At 44.4% G+C, this 19,528-nt stretch carries 13 protein-coding genes, 1 tRNA gene and 1 pseudogene; 12 read left to right on the top strand and 3 right to left on the bottom strand.

Annotated elements, in window-relative coordinates:
- Positions 1-183: 183 nt before the first annotated feature.
- From DW251_RS11940 to DW251_RS11965, 6 genes and pseudogenes are all read left to right on the top strand, one after another.
- Positions 184-257: transfer RNA gene (locus tag DW251_RS11940), tRNA-Asp, on the top strand.
- Between the two features lie 195 nt (positions 258-452).
- A pseudogene (locus DW251_RS18345) lies at positions 453-722 on the top strand (recombinase family protein); the annotation flags it as partial.
- A gap of 477 nt (positions 723-1,199) precedes the next feature.
- The gene (gene nifJ, locus DW251_RS11950) at positions 1,200-4,736 is read left to right on the top strand and encodes a pyruvate:ferredoxin (flavodoxin) oxidoreductase (protein WP_021870251.1); all 3,537 of its coding nucleotides are present in this window, start codon (positions 1,200-1,202) and stop codon (positions 4,734-4,736) included.
- 96 nt (positions 4,737-4,832) lie between these two features.
- Positions 4,833-5,831, top strand: coding sequence for a LacI family DNA-binding transcriptional regulator (locus tag DW251_RS11955; RefSeq protein WP_118301274.1), 999 nt, complete (start codon positions 4,833-4,835; stop codon positions 5,829-5,831).
- 353 nt (positions 5,832-6,184) lie between these two features.
- Positions 6,185-8,179, top strand: a complete 1,995-nt coding sequence (locus DW251_RS11960) for a sucrose-specific PTS transporter subunit IIBC (RefSeq protein ID WP_118301275.1) — start codon at positions 6,185-6,187, stop codon at positions 8,177-8,179.
- 40 nt (positions 8,180-8,219) lie between these two features.
- Entirely contained in the window at positions 8,220-9,674 is a 1,455-nt protein-coding gene (locus DW251_RS11965; protein WP_118301276.1) for a glycoside hydrolase family 32 protein, read from the top strand.
- Here DW251_RS11965 and DW251_RS11970 read toward each other — a convergent pair.
- On the bottom strand, positions 9,653-10,609 hold the full coding sequence (locus DW251_RS11970) for an AraC family transcriptional regulator (RefSeq protein WP_021870247.1): 957 nt from the start codon (positions 10,607-10,609) through the stop codon (positions 9,653-9,655). The two genes, DW251_RS11965 and DW251_RS11970, sit on opposite strands and share 22 nt — an antisense overlap.
- Positions 10,610-10,808: 199 nt before the next feature.
- Here DW251_RS11970 and DW251_RS11975 point away from each other — a divergent pair, with 199 nt between their 5' ends.
- Positions 10,809-12,209 carry an alpha-glucosidase/alpha-galactosidase gene (locus tag DW251_RS11975; protein ID WP_021870246.1) on the top strand — a complete coding sequence of 467 codons (1,401 nt, stop codon included), beginning with the start codon at positions 10,809-10,811 and terminating at the stop codon, positions 12,207-12,209.
- Between the two features lie 91 nt (positions 12,210-12,300).
- Here DW251_RS11975 and DW251_RS11980 read toward each other — a convergent pair whose 3' ends face one another.
- Positions 12,301-13,173 (bottom strand): methionyl aminopeptidase, encoded by an 873-nt coding sequence (locus tag DW251_RS11980; RefSeq protein ID WP_021870245.1) that lies wholly within the window; start codon positions 13,171-13,173, stop codon positions 12,301-12,303.
- A gap of 116 nt (positions 13,174-13,289) precedes the next feature.
- The gene (locus tag DW251_RS11985) at positions 13,290-13,553 is read right to left on the bottom strand and encodes a helix-turn-helix transcriptional regulator (protein WP_021870244.1); all 264 of its coding nucleotides are present in this window, start codon (positions 13,551-13,553) and stop codon (positions 13,290-13,292) included.
- A gap of 187 nt (positions 13,554-13,740) precedes the next feature.
- Here DW251_RS11985 and DW251_RS17985 point away from each other — a divergent pair, with 187 nt between their 5' ends.
- The 5 genes from DW251_RS17985 (at position 13,741) to hprK (ending at position 19,493) form a co-directional block, all read left to right on the top strand.
- Positions 13,741-13,881, top strand: a complete 141-nt coding sequence (locus DW251_RS17985; RefSeq protein WP_182433615.1) for a hypothetical protein — start codon at positions 13,741-13,743, stop codon at positions 13,879-13,881.
- Between the two features lie 285 nt (positions 13,882-14,166).
- Positions 14,167-15,786 (top strand): mannitol dehydrogenase family protein, encoded by a 1,620-nt coding sequence (locus tag DW251_RS11990; protein ID WP_118301279.1) that lies wholly within the window; start codon positions 14,167-14,169, stop codon positions 15,784-15,786.
- Between the two features lie 182 nt (positions 15,787-15,968).
- A complete protein-coding gene (locus DW251_RS11995; RefSeq protein WP_118301280.1) occupies positions 15,969-16,514 on the top strand; it encodes a DUF1653 domain-containing protein in 546 nt (181 codons plus the stop codon).
- Between the two features lie 21 nt (positions 16,515-16,535).
- On the top strand, positions 16,536-18,455 hold the full coding sequence (uvrC, locus tag DW251_RS12000) for an excinuclease ABC subunit UvrC (protein ID WP_118301281.1): 1,920 nt from the start codon (positions 16,536-16,538) through the stop codon (positions 18,453-18,455).
- A 102-nt stretch (positions 18,456-18,557) separates the two neighbouring features.
- Positions 18,558-19,493 (top strand): HPr(Ser) kinase/phosphatase, encoded by a 936-nt coding sequence (hprK, locus tag DW251_RS12005; RefSeq protein WP_021870239.1) that lies wholly within the window; start codon positions 18,558-18,560, stop codon positions 19,491-19,493.
- The last annotated feature ends 35 nt before the right edge of the window (positions 19,494-19,528 follow it).

Here is a 19,528-nt window from a genome sequence, read left to right on the forward strand (position 1 = left end):
TGAAAGTTTACTTTCATAAGGTCGGATCTGGAAGACTTCAGACATTGGCGAAGCCAATGACATGAGGAAAATCGAAGATTTTTCGAATGACCACCGCGGAGTTGAAGCAAAGAAAGTTGTACTTGAAATTCGGAAGATCAACAGTTCAATATGTGGTTTTGAAGGTATGTAAATGCCTTTAATGGCCCGGTGGCTCAGCTGGTTAGAGCGCCGCCCTGTCACGGCGGAGGTCGACGGTTCGATCCCGTTCCGGGTCGTTTTTATAAAATGAGAATTATAGTAAGCAACAATGAATCGCTGATGAGGCGGTTTTTTGTTGCTTATTTTTATTATAAGCCTTAATTAACGACAGAGTCTAATTTTGTGCTTCCACAGTCTATCATTGTCCTGCATTTTTCTTTTAGGAATTCACGTTTTTTATAATGAATGATAAATTGTAGAGGAAAATTAGAATGAACATTTACGGATATGTACGGGTATCCAGTGTCGATCAGAATGAAGATCGACAGATTGCTGCTTTACGGGAAGTTTCCGTACCTGAAAAGAAAATCTTTATGGATAAGCAGTCAGGAAAGGATTTTGAGCGATCATATTACAAAAAGTTGGTGAGAAAACTAAAAGCAGGAGATTTATTGTATATTCTCAGTATTGACCGTCTAGGGAGAAATTACGAGGAAATCCAGAAGCAATGGCGTGTTCTGACCAAAGAGATTGGCATTGATGAATACAAGGATACATTGGACAGAGAAATACATTATGATGCAAGTAGAAATATCCGCATTTCTTACGAAATAGAGTATGATGAAAATCACAAGTGGATTTCAGAAACTAAATATGATGCAGATGGTAATATTATAGAACAGAGAAAAAACCAATAACCTATTTGCGGACGTATAAAAATAAGTAAAACCCCATAAAACGGCAGGTGAAAATATTAACAAAACTCACCTGCCATTTCTATACGAGTTTGCCAAGACTAACTCGTGCCGAAATCACAAACATATGAACAAATGCACAAATTATACTGTATACATTGTATTTTTTGCAGTAATACGAATTAAACATTTGCATTTTAACGAATAATTGATATAATAAACGTAGGCCAGTCTGTGAGGGCTTGTTTCCCGCACAGACCCACATGTATACTTATATATCTATAATATACATATTTCATTCACTAATTGCAGGAGGAAATCAAAATGGCAAGAAAAATGAAAACCATGGATGGTAACCATGCAGCAGCTCATGCTTCATATGCATTTACTGATGTAGCGGCTATCTATCCGATTACCCCATCTTCACCTATGGCTGAAGCTACAGATGAGTGGGCAACAGACGGAAGAACCAATATTTTTGGTCATGAAGTTCAGATCACAGAGATGCAGTCTGAGGCTGGTGCAGCAGGTGCTGTACACGGTTCTCTGGCAGCAGGTGCTTTAACCACCACCTACACAGCTTCCCAGGGTCTGTTACTGATGATCCCTAACCTTTATAAGATCGCTGGTGAGCAGCTGCCAGGCGTATTTAACGTATCTGCCCGTGCACTTGCCAGCCATGCATTATCTATTTTCGGTGATCACTCCGACGTTTATGCCTGTCGTCAGACTGGATGCGCAATGCTGTGCGAGTCCAGTGTACAGGAAGTTATGGACTTAACCCCAGTTGCTCATCTGGCAGCTATCAAGGGTAAAGTTCCTTTCATCAACTTCTTCGATGGTTTCCGTACATCTCATGAGATCCAGAAGATCGAGACCTGGGATTACGAAGATCTGAAGGATATGGCTGATATGGATGCGATCGCTGAATTCCGTAAGCATGCATTAAATCCAAACCATCCATGCCAGAGAGGTTCCGCTCAGAACCCAGATATCTTCTTCCAGGCAAGAGAAGCTTGCAACCCATACTATGATGCTCTTCCAGCAATCGTTCAGGAGTACATGGACAAGGTTAACGCAAAGCTTGGTACAGATTATAAGCTGTTCAACTACTATGGTGCAGCAGACGCAGAGCATGTTATCATCGCTATGGGTTCTGTAAATGATACCATTGAAGAGACCATCGACTACTTAACAAAGCAGGGCAAGAAGGTCGGCGTTGTTAAGGTTCGTCTGTACAGACCATTCTGTGCACAGGCTCTGATCGATGCTATTCCAGAAACTGTTAAGACTATCTCCGTATTAGACAGAACAAAAGAGCCAGGCGCTATTGGCGAGCCTCTGTACCTGGATGTTGTTGCTGCTCTTAAGGGAAGCAAGTTTGACCAGGTTAAGATCTTAACCGGACGTTACGGCTTAGGTTCTAAGGATACCACACCTGCTCAGATCGTAGCAGTATATGAGAATGAAGCTAAGACTCCATTCACCATCGGTATCGTTGATGATGTTACCAACCTGTCTCTTGAGATCGGTGCTCCATTAGTTACTACTCCAGAAGGAACTACTAACTGTAAGTTCTGGGGTCTGGGTGCTGACGGTACCGTAGGTGCTAACAAGAACTCCATCAAGATCATTGGTGATAATACAGATATGTATGCTCAGGCATACTTTGATTATGACTCTAAGAAGTCCGGCGGTGTTACAATGTCTCACCTGCGTTTCGGACACAGCCCAATTAAGTCTACCTACTTAATCCACAAGGCTAACTTCGTAGCATGTCATAATCCATCCTATGTACGTAAGTACAACATGGTACAGGAGCTGGTTGACGGCGGTACCTTCCTGTTAAACTGCGCATGGGATATGGAAGGCCTTGAGAAGCACTTACCAGGCCAGGTTAAGAAGTTCATCGCTGATCACAAGATCAACTTCTACACCATCGACGGTGTTAAGATCGGTATCGAGACCGGTATGGGACCAACACGTATCAACACAATCTTACAGTCCGCATTCTTCGAGCTGACCGGAATCATCCCAGCTGAAAAGGCTAACGAGCTGATGAAGGCTGCTGCAAAGGCAACTTACGGACGTAAGGGTGAAGACGTTGTTATGAAGAACTGGGCAGCTATCGATGCTGGTGCCAAGGGCGTTCACAAAGTAGAAGTTCCAGCAAGCTGGGCTAACTGCGAAGATGAAGGACTTGACTACAAGGTAGTTACCGAGGGAAGAAAGGAAGTTGTAGACTTCGTAAACAACATCCAGACCAAGGTAAGCGCTCAGGAAGGTAACACACTGCCTGTATCTGCATTCAAGGATTACGTTGATGGTTCTACACCATCCGGTTCTTCTGCATACGAGAAGCGTGGTATCGCTGTTAAGGTTCCTGTATGGAACGTTGATAACTGTATCCAGTGTAACTTCTGTTCTTATGTCTGCCCACACGCTGTTATCCGTCCAGTAGCTATGACTGCTGAGGAAGCTGCTAAGGCTCCTGCAGATATGAAGATGAAGGATATGACTGGTATGCCAGGATACAAGTTCTCCATGGCTATCTCTGCTCTGGATTGTACCGGATGCGGTTCCTGTGCTAACGTTTGCCCAGGTATGAAGGGTAACAAGGCTCTGGAAATGAAGCCATTAGAGGCTAGTCTGTCTGAGCAGGCTAACTACGACTTCGCTGAGACTCTGCCAGTTAAGGAAGAAGTTATCGCTAAGTTCAAAGAGAACACTGTTAAGGGTAGCCAGTTCAAGAAACCTCTCCTTGAGTTCTCCGGCGCATGCGCAGGCTGTGGTGAAACTCCATACGCTAAGCTGATCACCCAGCTGTTCGGTGACAGAATGTACATCGCAAACGCAACCGGATGCTCCTCTATCTGGGGTAACTCTTCACCATCTACACCTTACACCATGAACGCTAAGGGCCAGGGTCCTGCATGGGATAACTCCCTGTTCGAGGACAACGCTGAGTTTGGTTACGGTATGTTACTGGCTCAGAACGCTATCAGAGATGGCTTAAAGTCCAAGGTTGAATCTGTAATGGCTAACGAGAACGCTTCTGAAGAAGTTAAGGCTGCTTGCAAGGAATGGTTAGATACCTACGCTGTAGGCGCATTAAACGGAACTGCAACTGACAAGTTAGTTGCTGCATTAGACGGCATTGACTGCCCAACCTGCAAAGAGATCGTTGCTAACAAGGACTTCTTAGCTAAGAAATCCCAGTGGATCTTCGGTGGTGACGGATGGGCTTACGATATCGGCTTCGGCGGTGTAGACCACGTTCTGGCTTCCGGAAAAGATATTAACATCATGGTTTACGATACCGAGGTTTACTCCAATACAGGTGGTCAGGCTTCCAAGTCTACTAAGACCGGTGCTGTAGCTCAGTTCGCTGCAGGCGGTAAAGAGACCAAGAAGAAAGACCTTGCTGGTATTGCAATGAGCTATGGTTATGTATACGTTGCTCAGATCTGTATGGGTGGCGATATGGCTCAGACTGTTAAGGCTCTGGCTGAAGCAGAAGCATATCCAGGACCATCCCTGATCATCGCTTACGCTCCATGTATCAACCATGGTATCAAGAAGGGTATGGACAAGGCTATGACCGAAGAGAAGCTGGCTCTTGAGTGCGGATACTGGAACAACTTCCGTTACAACCCAGCTGCTGAGAAGAAGTTCACCTTAGATTCTAAGGCTCCTAAGATGGAAGGATATCAGGACTTCTTAAAGGGCGAGGTTCGTTACCTGTCCTTAACCATGAAGAACCCAGACAGAGCAGCTACTCTGTTCGCACGTAACGAGAAAGAAGCAAAAGAGCGTTACGAGCATCTGTCTAAGCTGGTTGCACTTTATGGAAATGACTAATTCATCCTGCAAAGTGAGTTAGAATAGATTAGGTTAAATCAACCCCGGAGGGCGTAAAAACTCTCCGGGGTTTTTAAAAAGAAAGGGAAATGCATCATGGCTGAAAAGCTGACAATGGCTGATATTGCAGAGCTGGCGGGAGTTACCAAAAGTACAGTATCCCGGTATTTTAACGGGGGAAGCATCAAAGAAGAGACGAGAAAAAAGATCCAGAATGTGGTGAAAGAGAATAACTATATCCCGAACAGTTTTGCAAGGCTGAAAGCCAAAGAAAGCAATACAGTTGGTGTGATCGTCCCTACTTTGAACTCAAAAGTGACCAGCCGTGTGGTCACAAGCGTTGGCCGTTATCTGAGAAGTCAGGGATATGAGGCTTTGATCAAGGACTCAGATCACAGCCCAAAGCTGGAACTGGAAAATATCAACCGCCTTTTTACCCAGAAAGTAGACGGTATTTTATTCAGTGCCATTTCTCTTACCGAGGAACATAAGCAGCTTCTTATGAATTCGCCGGTGCCGGTAGTAGTTCTTGCCCAGAACTTTGAAGAGGGAATTACTGTAACTATGGACGATTACACAGCAGGAAAGACCATGGGAAGTTTTATGGGAAGCAGGGTCCGTGGAAAGATCGCTTATTTAGGCGTAGAGGAAGAAGACGAGGCAGTGGGAATTTTCCGCCGCCAGGGAGTCTTAGAGGGGATCAAAGAGAGCGGATCCCAGGTGATGACCGTAGAAACAGGAGATTATAGCTACGTAAGCGGCCAGGAAATGATGGAAAAAGTCCTTGAGAAAGGAATTCCTGACGGTGTGATCTGCGCTACAGACCGTCTGGCTTTTGGAGCATACCGTATATTGCAAAAGCATGGCATTTTAATTCCGGAGCAGGTATCAGTAGCCGGTTTTGGCGGCTATGATGAAAGCGAATTGTTGTCTCCACAGCTTACCACCCTGCGTTTTGACTCCTATGGACTGGGCTATCTGGGAGCGGAGACTCTTCTTAAGATGATAAGAGAGGAACCGGTACCAAAAAAACAGATCGTAGGCTTTGAAATGATACTTGGAAAAAGTGTGAGAAATGAAAATACAGTAAAATAAACGGGAAATAGACAGGGCAGAACCGGGCCCAAAAGGGTCCAAAAGCAAAGAAAAGTAATAAAAAGGTCGTGTTTGTGCAAGTTGCATAAAAATGACCTTTATTTTTTTACACTCAACAATGGAACCGGTACCATAAATAACATTGACATTAGACACAAAAAGGTATATGATACAAATATGGAACCGGTACCAATCACAAACAGGGGAGATAGTTACAATAGAGACAGAAAAACAAAGATTGGTACCGGATATACCACAAAGTGTGGTCATATATCACTATAAATAATAGTTGTGTGAAATGTCTCCGGAACAAAAAATCCGAGAGAACATTAAAAAGAAAGGGAAGGTAAAAAATGGATTACGCAAAAATTGCAGAACAGGTAATTCAGTATGTGGGCGGTAAGAAAAACATCAAATCAGTAGCTCATTGTGCTACCAGACTTCGTTTTCAGCTTCGTGATAATTCACTGAGAAACGAAGAAGCTTTAAGTGATTTAGAGGGTGTAAAGGGAGTATTTCTTACACAGTCCCAGTTTCAGATCATTTTTGGTTCAGGCACTGTAAATCTGGTGTGTGCAGAAGTGCAGAAGCAGTTAGGCACATTAGAAGAGCAGGCATCTAATGAAAAAGAAGAGAAGAGCGGCAACGCCATCCAGCGCTTTATCAAAATGCTCAGTGACATTTTCGTTCCTATTATCCCGGCAATCGTTGCAGGCGGTCTTTTAATGGGCCTTAACAATGTGCTGACATCCCCTTTAATAAATGGAAGCAGTGTCATTGAGCTTTATCCACAGTGGGCAGGCCTGGCAACAGCAGTAAATACTTTTGCAAGCGCGCCATTTACATTTTTGCCGGTGCTCATCGGATTTAGTGCTACGAAGAAATTTGGCGGAAATGCCTTCTTAGGCGCAGCTATGGGTATGATCATGGTACATCCGGATCTTCTAAATGCATACCAGATTGGTATTGCAGATCCGCCTGTATGGAATATCCTGGGGCTGAATGTGGCAGCTATTGGTTATCAGGGAACCGTTCTTCCGGTACTGGCTGTTTCATGGATCATTGCAAATATTGAAAAACGCCTGCGTAAGGTAACACCTTCCTGGCTGGATAATCTGACAACTCCGCTGCTGTCTATTCTGATTACTTCCTTCCTTACCTTCATTTTTGTAGGACCTGTATTAAGAGAGGCAGGAAATCTTCTGGCAGCAGGTATTACATGGCTTTATAATTCTCTTGGTTTTGTAGGCGGCGCGATCTTCGGTCTTACTTATGCACCGATCACTATGACTGGTATGCATCACAGCTTCATTGCCATTGAGACTCAGCTTTTAGCAGACAGTGTTCATACAGGCGGAAGCTTTATCTTCTCTACAGCTAGTATGAATAACGTGGCACAGGGAGCAGCTGTTCTTGCAGTGCTGCTGCTTACCAAAAACGAAAAATTAAAATCTATTTGTTCCGCATCTGGTGTATCCGCTCTTTTAGGTATCACAGAGCCGGCTATGTTTGGTGTGACCTTAAAACTGAAATATCCATTTTATGCAGCAATTATTGGTTCCGGTGTAGGAAGTGCTTATCTTGCATGGACTAAAACACTGGCACAGGCTTTAGGCGCAGCCGGACTCCCTGGATTTATCTCCATGAAGCCGGAAGATTATGGTCACTTTGCCATCGGTCTGATCCTTTCTATGGCAGTATCCTTTGGACTGACTGTTGTATTCTGGAAAAAAATGGGAATTGAGAAAGAAACAGCAGAAGTAGAAGCTAAAACTACAGATGCAGATAAAGAAGCAGAAGTGAATTCTGATGTGAAAGCAACAACAGATGAGATCAAACCGGAAGCAGTTGTAACAGAACCAGAAGAGACTGCAGAAACAGCACAGGAAAACCAGGAACTTACCTTTACATCCCCCATGAAAGGAAAAGTCCTTCCTGTAACAGAGTCTGCAGATGAAATGTTCGCATCCAAAATGTTAGGTGATGGTATTGCAGTAGAAGCAGCAGACGGAACCGTTTATGCTCCATGTGATGGTACTGTATCTTTATTATTCCCTACCAAACATGCAGTTGGTATCAAATCTGCCGATGGCGTGGAACTGCTCATTCACGTAGGTATCAACACGGTACAGTTAGACGGCGAAGGGTTTGAAGCGTTTGTTACCCAGGGCGATACAGTAAAGAAGGGCGATAAGCTTTTAAAAGCAGACCTGGACTTTATCCGGGAAAAAGGTTTAAATCCACAGACTATGATGATCTTCCCGGAAGCAATGAACCTGGATATTACCCCACTTTCCAGTGAAAATGCAGACGAGAATACCGCGGCAGTAAAAGTAACCAGAAAGTAAGACTACAAATAATACAGCTGGCAATAGCAGGAGGCATCCCTTGAAAAAATATGAGAAAGTATTTCAGAAAGATTATGAAACATGGTATGGGGAAAATGAGGCATACAGAAAACAGGTGGCAGAAGACCCGGACCGGCTTGCATTTCACCTGATGCCGGAAACCGGCTGGATGAATGATCCCAATGGTCTCTGTCAGTTTAAAGGAGAATACCACATTTATTATCAGTATACCCCCTTTGAGCCAACCGGAGAATTAAAACTGTGGGGTCATTATAAAACAAAGGATCTTGTTACCTATGAACAGTGCCAGCCGGTCTTATTCCCGGACAGCGATGAGGATGCTCATGGCGTATATTCCGGCTCTGCTTTCTGTGAAAATGGGAAGATCAACTTCTTTTATACAGGAAATGTAAAATTGTTTGACCGCCCGGATTATGATTACATCAACAGTGGAAGAGTCAGCAATACCATGTATGTCACCAGCGAAGACGGAATGCATTTTTCACCGAAGAAATGCCTGATGACCAACAGTGATTATCCGGCAGATATCAGTGCCCATGTAAGGGATCCAAAGATCATTAAGAGGGAAGATGGCTATTACATGGTCTTAGGAGCAAGGGACAAAGAGAGCAAGGGCCTGGTACTGGTATACCGTTCCGATGACCTGACAAACTGGAAATATCATGGACGGATCACCACAGAAAATGCCTTTGGCTATATGTGGGAATGCCCGGATCTTTTTGAACTGGATGGACAGCTGTGTCTGATCTGTTGCCCTCAGGGTGTAGAAAAGAAGGGATATGATTACTGGAATGTCCATCAGTGTGTATGTATTCCGTTAGATTATGATTTTACACCGGGAACCTGGGTAATTAAGACTACAGATAATTTTCAGATGGTAGACCGGGGATTTGATTTTTATGCTCCGCAGACCTTTGAGGATCAGCAGGGAAGACGGATCCTGATCGGATGGATGGGAATACCGGATGCAGATTATACAAATCCTACTGTAAAAAAAGGCTGGCAGCATGCCTTAACGATCCCGAGACAGCTCCATATAAGGGATGGAAAGCTGTATCAGGAGCCGGTAAAGGAATTGGAGAAACTTTGCCGGAATGGCAGAACATTTTCCAAAGAAGAATTCCAAAATTTGGAACTACCCAAATGTGCCAAAGTGCAGATCGACTTTAAGGATTGCAAAAATATGGAATTTTCCATCAGCGATGGAGTAAAACTGACCTATATGGATCATGTTCTGACGCTGGACCTGGGTAACTGTGGAAGCGGCAGGACGATCCGCAAGGTATGGATCGAAGAACTGACAGACCTTACTTTGTTTGCGGACACAACTTCTTTGGAACTGTTTATTAATAAGGGAAGCCAGGTATTTACTACCCGTGTGTATGGTAAACAGGGAAAAGCAGGACTTAAAGGGCAGTGTGATGCCCGAATCCAGGTATATGAAATGTCAGGTTATGAATATGGCCGCATCTGACGGCGGTATTGAAGGGGTGTAAGAGAAGTAGTTTTGCGAAATACTCGTTCAAAATAGGGGAGATTTATAAAGCCCGCTTCAAGGGCAATATCCGTCATGGAAAGCTCAGTTTCTCGCAGGAGAAGCTGGGCTTTTTTGATGCGGCAGATGTTCTGGTATTCTGTAATGGTAAAACCGGTAACTTTGCGAAAGATCCGGGTCAAGTAGGAACGGCTGATGAAAAAATGGGCAGCGATCTGATCCAGGCTGTTTTTCTCACTGCAGTGATTTTGGAGATAAATAGCAATATCATGTACCTGCTGATACATACCTGTGTGGACCAGATTGTTTTGAAGGTTTTCCTTCCAGCCGCCCTCTTCCTGCGTCCTTCTGATCTGGATCAGGAGAAGGAGAAGCTGAACGGTATACAGACGGATCAAACCGTTGGCAGTCATTGTGTCCTGTTTATTGCCAGGAGTTGTCCGGGATGAGATAAGTGTAAATTGTTCCTTGATCTGTGTCAGAAGGGAAAGAATCTGAGCCCATTGATCCACAGAAAATCTTGTAATACCACGATAGGCATTTCCAAATTCTTCCAGACTTACAGATCCACACAGGCGGAGAAGCTGGTCTAATACAGGTCCTTCTAACTGCATCAGAAAACGGTGGTGCTTTTTTCCTGTACCTGCAGGGCAGGTTTTATGGATCTGGTTCTGGTCTACCAGGATAGCCATATGTTCCTGCAAATGATAGGTATCCTGTTCTACGAAATAAAAACGTTCCCCTTCTATGAGAAAATATAATTCCAGGCTTTCATGAAAATGGCGTGTGACCATGGAAAAACTGTGGCTGCGGATGGCTTCTTCAACGAAAATGCCGGGAATTTCCCCTTTAAATAAAATTTCAGATGCGTCAGGTATTTCACTGAAAGAAAGATAAAGTGTGTCCTGTTCCATAATGATAAGTGCTCCTGTTCCTGCTGCGCCTATTATAGCATAGAGTTGCATTTAAAAGTAGCCGATAAGATAAAAACTACAAAAATATATCTGATTTTGTTAGCGATTTTACATATTTTATTCTAAAATGAGACACATAAAAGGACCTACATAAAAGGACCTACATAAAGGACACATATTGTAACAGGAGGCAGCGTATATGAAGTACAGTAAAGGAAAAGTTTCTGATATTCAGATTGCATACATTGGAGGAGGTTCCAGAGGATGGGCGTGGACATTTATGACGGATCTGGCACTGGAAGACGAGATCAGCGGAACCATCCGTTTATATGACATTGACAGGAAAGCAGCACAGACCAATGAAGTGATCGGCAATCACCTGATGAACCGACCGGAGGCAAAGGGAGACTGGAAGTTTGAGGTAAAGGACAGTTTGAAAGAAGTTCTTACAGGCTGTGATTTTGCAGTGATCTCTATTTTACCGGGAACTTTTGATGAGATGGCTTCCGATGTACATCTGCCGGAGCGCCTTGGTATTTATCAGTCAGTAGGTGATACAGCAGGCCCAGGCGGGATCATAAGAGGGCTGCGCACGATCCCTATGTTTGTAGAGATCGCAGAGGCGATCAAAAAATATGCTCCTGATTGCTGGGTGATCAATTATACCAATCCTATGTCCCTGTGTGTGAAAACACTGTATCATGTATTTCCGCAGATCAAGGCATTTGGCTGCTGCCATGAGGTATTTGGTACCCAGAAGGTTTTAAGGGGGATCTACGAAGAAGAAACAGGAGACAAGATTGCAGACTGGCATGATATTCATGTAAATGTAGTGGGGATCAACCATTTCACCTGGTTTACGGAGGCAAGTTATAAAGGAGTTGACTTATTCCCTGTATACAAGAATTATATAGATCATCATTTTGAAGAAGGTTATCAGCTGGAAGGTGAAAACTGGATGAATTCTTCTTTTAAATGCGCCAATCGTGTAAAAATGGATCTTTTTTGCAGGTATGGGCTGATCGCAGCAGCAGGAGACCGTCATCTGGCGGAATTTATGCCTGGAAATGAGTATCTGAATGATCCGGAAACAGTTGCTTCCTGGAAGTTCGGTCTGACAACAGTAGACTGGAGAAAAGAAGATCTGAAGAAACGTCTGGAGAGAAGTCACAGACTGGCAGCAGGAGAAGAGGAGATCGATCTGACGCCAACAGGAGAAGAGGGAATTCTTCTGATCAAGGCACTGTGTGGACTGGGACGTGTAGTCAGCAATGTAAATATCCCAAATACAGCCGGTCAGATCCCAAATCTTCCGGAAAATGCCCTGGTAGAGACAAACGCCCTGTTTGACAGAGACAGTATCCATCCGGTGGCTGCAGGGAAAGTACCTGAAAATGTAAAAGCCCTGCTGATGCCTCACATTGAAAACCATGAGAGGACCTTAAAGGCAGCACTTACCTGTGATGAAGAACTGGTAGTACAGGCTTTCCTGCATGACCCTGTTGTAAAGGGAAAGCAGCCTCAGGAGGCACAGGTGCGCAGCCTGGTACATGATATGATCGAAAACACCAGAAAATATCTGCCAGACGGCTGGAATTAAATATAGAAAATAAGTTTTTGAATGTTTCGGATATATCGTTTACAGAACGGCAGCCAGACCTGTAAGAGACAGATCTGGCTGCCGGATCCTGTTACCAGGAAAGGATCTCGTATCCATCCTCTGTGATCAGAACCTGGATCTCCCACTGGGCGGAAGGCATACCGTCATCTGTATAGATGGTCCAGTCATTTTCCGCGTCAACGAAGATATCTGCTTTCCCCATATTGATCATAGGTTCAATGGTAAAGATCATACCCGGAACCATAAGCATCTCTGTTCCTTTTTTAGAAACAAAACTTACCCATGGATCTTCGTGGAATTCCAGGCCTACGCCGTGACCGCCGATCTCCCGGACAACGGTATAACCGTTTGCAGTAGCATAGTCGTTGATGGCCTGACCCATATCACCTAAGTGTCCCCATGGCCGTACCTGTTTTAAACCTTCTTCGATCGCCTGTTTGGTTACCTCTACCAGACGCTTCTTTTCAGGGGAGACTTCACCGATACAGAACATTCTGGAAGAGTCGGAGTAGTATCCTTTATAAATAGTAGAAACGTCTACATTAATGATATCACCATCTTTTAAGATCACATCAGCAGAAGGGATACCATGGCATACCTGATCGTTTACAGAGGTGCAGACGCTCTTTGGAAATCCTTCATAGTTTAAGGGAGCCGGAATTCCGCCTCTGTGAGTAGTCTGTTCGTAAACCCACAGATCGATCTGCTCGGTTGAGATGCCGGCACAGATATGTTCTGCAACATAATCCAAAACAGACACATTGATCTTTGCGCTTTCGCGGATTGCTGCGATCTGCTCCGGATTTTTGATCATGGCATGACTTGGTACCTTGGAACCTTTGTGACGGTATTCTGACAGTTTTACGTCAAAATCCATATGGCAATTTTTATATTTATGTCCGCTGCCGCACCAGCAGGGATCATTTCTTCCTATTTTCTGCATGATATTCTCCTTTACCTGGCTTCCTGCAAATTTAGATCTCTATAGACTGGAACAGGAAAGCACTGCGTATCAAGTATAGCACAGCAGGGGACACAATGCCATAGGGGGATTGAGAATTATTCCCTTGTACGGGGCAGAGATCTGTGTTTTAGGAAGATATCGTTTTCTTTAGTCTCAGGGGAAGGAGGCGTAAAAGCAAGGATGTTTTCCGGGCTGCAGCCTAAAATGATACAAAGATCATTGATGGTGCTGGTACTTAATGGTCGGTTTTTCCTCAAACGGTCAATGGTAGCACTGGAGATGGAATAATCATGGATCAGCGAATAAGTAGATTCTCCGCTGGCTTTCAGTGTTTCCCAGAAGGGCTGATAGTTTATCATAAAGGTCCTTTCTGTTATTGTTATAGTAGTTTATTTTATTTTTGTATGTTTGACATTGTTGCTGTATTTTTACCTATAAATAATAAACGTAAGAGAATGTAAAAAATCCCCGTCCTTCTGTAAAAAAATGAAAAAATCTTGCATTTTTGTAAAACTTATGTATAATGGGGTTCGGAGGAAGAGTACCATGAAATTAAGAAGAGTTTTAGGTAGTTTTGCCTGGGTGGCCCTGGCAGCTGCGCTGATCCTTGTAAATGCAGCGGCAGCCAATGCGCAGGATAAAGCCGCAGAGGACGGTCAGACCGTTCAGACGATCACAGTAAAATAAGAGGGACATGAGTCCGGGTACAGAGTCGCAGTGTGCGGCTCTTTTTTTGTACTGCCAAGGCACATCCTTTTTACGCCGACAATGGGCATTTCCGCCATGAGGAAGTTTGTTGCAGCAGGCTGAGATCGGGATTTTTCACAGTTTACATAGAAAACGCAACTTTTGCAATGATATTGACAAAAATTCATATGGAAAATAAAAAAATATGTGGTAGAATAGAGACAGAGTTAAGAAGTAATATATTAGTATAACAGTAATATAAAACCAAAACAGGAGGGTATCATTATGCATTTACTGGACAGCGAACTGAAAAACAAAGAACAGTGGGAGAAGGCTGAGATCAGTCTTCCACAGTTTGACCGTCAGGCTATGAAGGAAGAGACAAAGAAGAACCCACAGTGGGTACACTTTGGCGCAGGTAATATTTTCCGCGCATTCCCAGCTGCATTACAGCAGAAACTGTTAAATGAAGGAATTGAAAAAACAGGTATCATCGTAGCAGAGGGTTATGATTATGAGATCATCAAGAAAGCATACCGTCCACAGGATGATTTAAGCCTTTTAGTTACCTTAAAGGCAAACGGAACCATTGAAAAGACCGTGATCGGAAGCCTTGCAGAGTCACTGACTGTAGACCGTCATGACGCAGCAGACTGGAACCGTTTAAAAGAGATCTTCGCAAGCAATACCCTTCAGATGGTAAGCTTTACCATTACTGAAAAGGGCTACAGTATCACTTCTCCTGACGGTGCATTCCGCGCAGATGTAAAGGCTGATTTTGAGGCAGGTCCTGAAAATGCAGACAGCTACATCGGTAAGCTGGCAGCATTATGCTACTGGAGATATACCCAGGGCGCAGCTCCACTGGCACTGGTAAGTATGGACAACTGCTCCCACAACGGAGATAAGCTGTTCGCAGCAGTAGATGCTTATGCAAAAGCATGGACTGAGAACGGAAAAGCAGAGAAGGGCTTCTTAGAGTACATTGAGAACCCTGCAAAGGTTTCCTTCCCTTGGAGCATGATCGATAAGATCACCCCACGTCCTGACGCAAGCGTAAAGAAGATGTTAGAGGATGCTGGCTTTACTGATACAGAAAGCATTGTAACAAGCAAGAATACCTACGTAGCACCTTTCGTAAACGCAGAAGAGGCTCAGTACCTTGTAATTGAAAATGCATTTCCAAACGGCCGCCCGGCATTAGAGAATGCAGGTGTTATGTTCACCTCCAGAGAGACAGTAGAAAAAGTAGAGCGCATGAAAGTATGCACCTGCTTAAATCCTCTGCACACTGCACTGGCTGTATATGGCTGCCTGTTAGGTTACACCAAGATCAGCGATGAGATGAAGGATGCTGACCTGGTTAAACTGGTTGAGATCATTGGATACAAAGAGGGACTTCCGGTTGTTACAGATCCTGGAATTCTTTCTCCAAAGAAGTTTATTGATGAAGTACTTCAGATCCGTGTACCAAACCCATTTATGCCTGATACTCCACAGAGGATTGCCTGCGATACTTCCCAGAAGCTGTCCATCCGCTTTGGTGAGACCATTAAGGAATACATGGCAAGCTCTGAACTGGATGTAAAATCCTTAAAGTTCATCCCAATGGTACAGGCTGGATGGTGCCGTTATCTGTTAGGTGTAGATGATGAACTGAACGCATTTACAGTAAGCCCGGATCCAATGTATGAGGAACTGGCTGGCAAGCTGGCAGGCGTAAAGGTAGGAGAGTCCTGCGACGTACACGCTGTTCTTTCCCCAATCTTAAGTGATGCAAAGATCTTCGGTGTAAACTTATATGAGGCAGGTCTTGGCGAATATGTAGAAAGCATCTTCGCAGAACAGATCGCTGGAAAGGGCGCTGTAAGAGAGACTTTAAAGAGACATCTGGCTGAGGCATAAGATAAGGCTTACCTGCATCAACAGGTAAATAAAAGTTTGTGTTATAAATAGGTTAAAACTGGCCGTGGCAGAAATGTTGCGGCCTTTTTGCTGCCATGCATCTGAAAGAAGCGCCTTTTATATTCCCAAGACATGTGTTATACTAGCAGGGAAACATATGTACGGATAGAAGGAGTATAACCATGAACAGGATCCCACAGCCTGGAACTTTTTACAGGCATTTTAAAAATAAATTATATCAGGTCATTGCAGTGGCCACTCATTCAGAAACAGGAGAGAAAATGGTGGTCTATCAGGCTCTCTATGGGGATTACCAGGTGTATGTAAGACCGTTGGAGATGTTTATAAGCCCGGTAGACCGGGAAAAATATCCGGATGTGGAGCAGGAATACCGTTTTGAGCAGGTATTTCCAGGACAGATGAATGAACTGGGAAAAAATGGAAATAAGCCGGCCACCGGCAATCTGGCAGGATATGATCAGACCCAGCAACCAGAAGAACCGATGGGCCACGAATGGCTGGAACGTTTTCTGGACGCTGACCGCCCGGAAGATCAGCTGGCTGTATTAAAACAGATGGAAGGCCATGTAACACAGAAAGAACTGGACTGTATCTTTCTGTCTTTGGACCTGCAGCCGGAAACAGGAAAGACAAAAACAGAGCAGGTAATGGATCTGCGCCTCCATATACAGCTGCTGCGCCGGTATGACGGCAGCAGACTGCGCTGATGGTTAAAATGAGGTGAACGAATGCTATTTGATCTGGAAGAAGAACTGAAAAAGCTGCCTGCAAGCCCCGGTGTATATCTGATGCACAATAACCGGGATGAGATCATTTATGTAGGCAAGGCCATCAGTTTGAAAAATCGTGTACGCCAGTATTTTCAGAGCAGCCGCAATAAAACAGCCAAGATCCAGCAGATGGTATCCCATATTGCATGGTTTGAATATATCCTGACAGACTCTGAGTTGGAGGCGCTGGTCTTAGAGTGCAATTTAATAAAGGAACACCGTCCGCGATATAATACCATGTTAAAGGATGATAAGACCTATCCTTATATCAAGGCAACGATCTGGGAAGATTTTCCAAGGCTTCTGTTTTCAAGAGATATGAAAAAGGATGGCAGGAGTCGCTATTTTGGTCCTTATACCAGTGCCGGGGCTGTAAAAGACAGCCTGGAGCTGATCCACAAACTGTACCGCATCCGCACCTGCAACCGCAGTCTGCCAAAAGATACGGGAAAAGAGCGGCCCTGTTTAAATTATCACATCCATCAGTGCGATGCTCCTTGCCAGGGATATATTTCAAAAGAAGAGTACCAGGAGTCTTTCAAAGGGGCACTGGACTTTTTAGGGGGTCATTATGAACCCTTACTGAAATCTCTGGAAGATAAAATGTATGATGCTTCTGAAAAAATGGAGTTTGAAAAGGCCATTGAATACAGAGAACTTTTAAACAGTGTAAAACAGGTGGCCCAGAAGCAGAAGATCACTAGCAGCGGCAGGGAAGACAGGGATATTGTGGCTATGGCAAGAGCCATGGAAGATGTGGTGGTCCAGGTGTTCTTTATCAGGGAAGGAAAGATGATCGGCAGGGACCATTTTTACATCCAGGTGGGAATGGCAGAAGAAAAAGGAGAGATCATCAGCGGGTTTGTAAAACAGTTTTATGCAGGAACTCCTTTTATCCCAAGAGAAGTGTGGCTCCAGTATCCCATTGAAGACGAGGAGATCATCAGCCAGTGGTTATCCCAGAAAAAGGGACAGAAAGTAAAACTGGTGGTTCCGCAGAAAGGGGATAAAGAGCGGCTGGTTGAACTGGCGGCCAGAAATGCAGCTCTGGTACTGACACAGGACGAGGAAAAGATCAAACGGGAAGAACTGCGTACCATAGGTGCCATGAACCAGGTGGGAAGCTGGATCGGGTTAGAAGGGATCCGCAGAGTGGAAGCATACGATATTTCCAATACCAGTGGTGTAGAGTCGGTAGGTTCTATGGTGGTCTATGAAGACGGAAAGCCAAAGCGCAGCGATTACCGCAAGTTTAAGATACGTACTGTCCAGGGCCCCAATGATTATGCGTCCATGGAAGAGGTGCTTACACGCCGTTTCTCCCATGGAATACAGGAAAGTGAAAACTTACGTGAAAAGGGAAAGGATATTTCCTATGGAAGTTTTACCCGCTTTCCGGATCTGATCATGATGGATGGCGGACGGGGACAGGTAAATATTGCCCTGGCAGTCCTTGATCGTCTGGGGCTTTCGATCCCTGTGTGCGGTATGGTAAAGGATGATAACCACAGGACCAGAGGACTTTATTATAATAACGTAGAGATCCCCATTGACCGTCACAGCGAAGGCTTCCGGCTGATCACACGGATCCAGGATGAGGCCCACCGCTTTGCCATTGAATATCACAGAAGCCTGCGGGGAAAAGCTCAGGTAAGGTCTGTTTTAGATGATATAGAGGGCATCGGGCCAACCAGGAGAAAAGCCCTTATGCGCCATTTTAAGGATATAGACACCATACGCAGTGCCACTGCAGAAGAATTAGAGCAGGTGCCTCAGATGAACCGGAAAGCAGCGGAGTCTGTGTATCATTTCTTTCATAAGCCGGAAAAGATACAGGAGGACAATGCCCAGGCTGGTGCCGGAAACGAAAATACATGACAATAACCTTAAAATGTGTTAGTATAGGAATAAATAATTGGTGAATATTGGAAAAATCAAAAGTACAATAAAGTAGAATAATCACATAAGGGGGAAACCATTATGCATGGAGTTACTATTACAGAGCTGATCGAGAAAATGAACCTGCGAAATTCCACACCGCAGATCGATACAGACAAGATCGTGCTGACCCACCCGGATGTAAACCGTCCGGCACTGCAGCTGACCGGATTTTTCGATCATTTTGACAGAGAACGTGTACAGATCATTGGATATGTAGAGCAGGCATATATTAAGACTATGGAGCGTGATGTAAAGCGTCAGATGTTTGATAAGCTTACTTCCAGCCAGATTCCATGTCTGGTATTCAGCAGAAGCCAGGAGCCGGATGACGATCTCCTTGAGTACTGCAATTACTACGGCGTTCCATGTCTTGTCTCTGATAAGACTACTTCTTCCCTGATGGCAGAGGTGATCCGCTGGTTAAATGTAAAGCTGGCACCATGTATCAGTATCCACGGTGTACTCCTTGACGTATTTGGTGAAGGTGTTCTGATCATGGGCGAGAGCGGTATTGGTAAAAGCGAGGCAGCTCTGGAGCTGATCAAGCGCGGACACCGTCTTGTTACCGATGACGTAGTAGAGATCCGCAAGGTCAGCGATGATACACTGATCGGAAGCGCACCGGATATCACCAGACATTTTATTGAACTTCGCGGTATTGGTATTATCGACGTAAAGACACTGTATGGTGTTGAAAGTGTTAAGGATACCCAGTCTATTGATATGGTCATCAAATTAGAAGACTGGAATAAGGATAAAGAATATGACCGGCTGGGACTGGAAGACCAGTATACAGAATTTTTAGGCAACAAGGTAGTCTGCCATACCATCCCGATCCGTCCGGGACGTAACCTTGCCATTATCGTAGAGTCTGCAGCAGTTAACTACCGTCAGAAGAAGATGGGCTACAATGCGGCACAGGAACTGTACAACCGTGTACAGGCTAATTTAAAGGGAATGTCTCCGTCAAAATAGGCAGCAAAGAAGAGTAAACGAGTAAGAGAGGAATA

This window comes from Clostridium sp. AM22-11AC (assembly GCF_003473545.1).
Classification (GTDB): domain Bacteria; phylum Bacillota; class Clostridia; order Lachnospirales; family Lachnospiraceae; genus Enterocloster.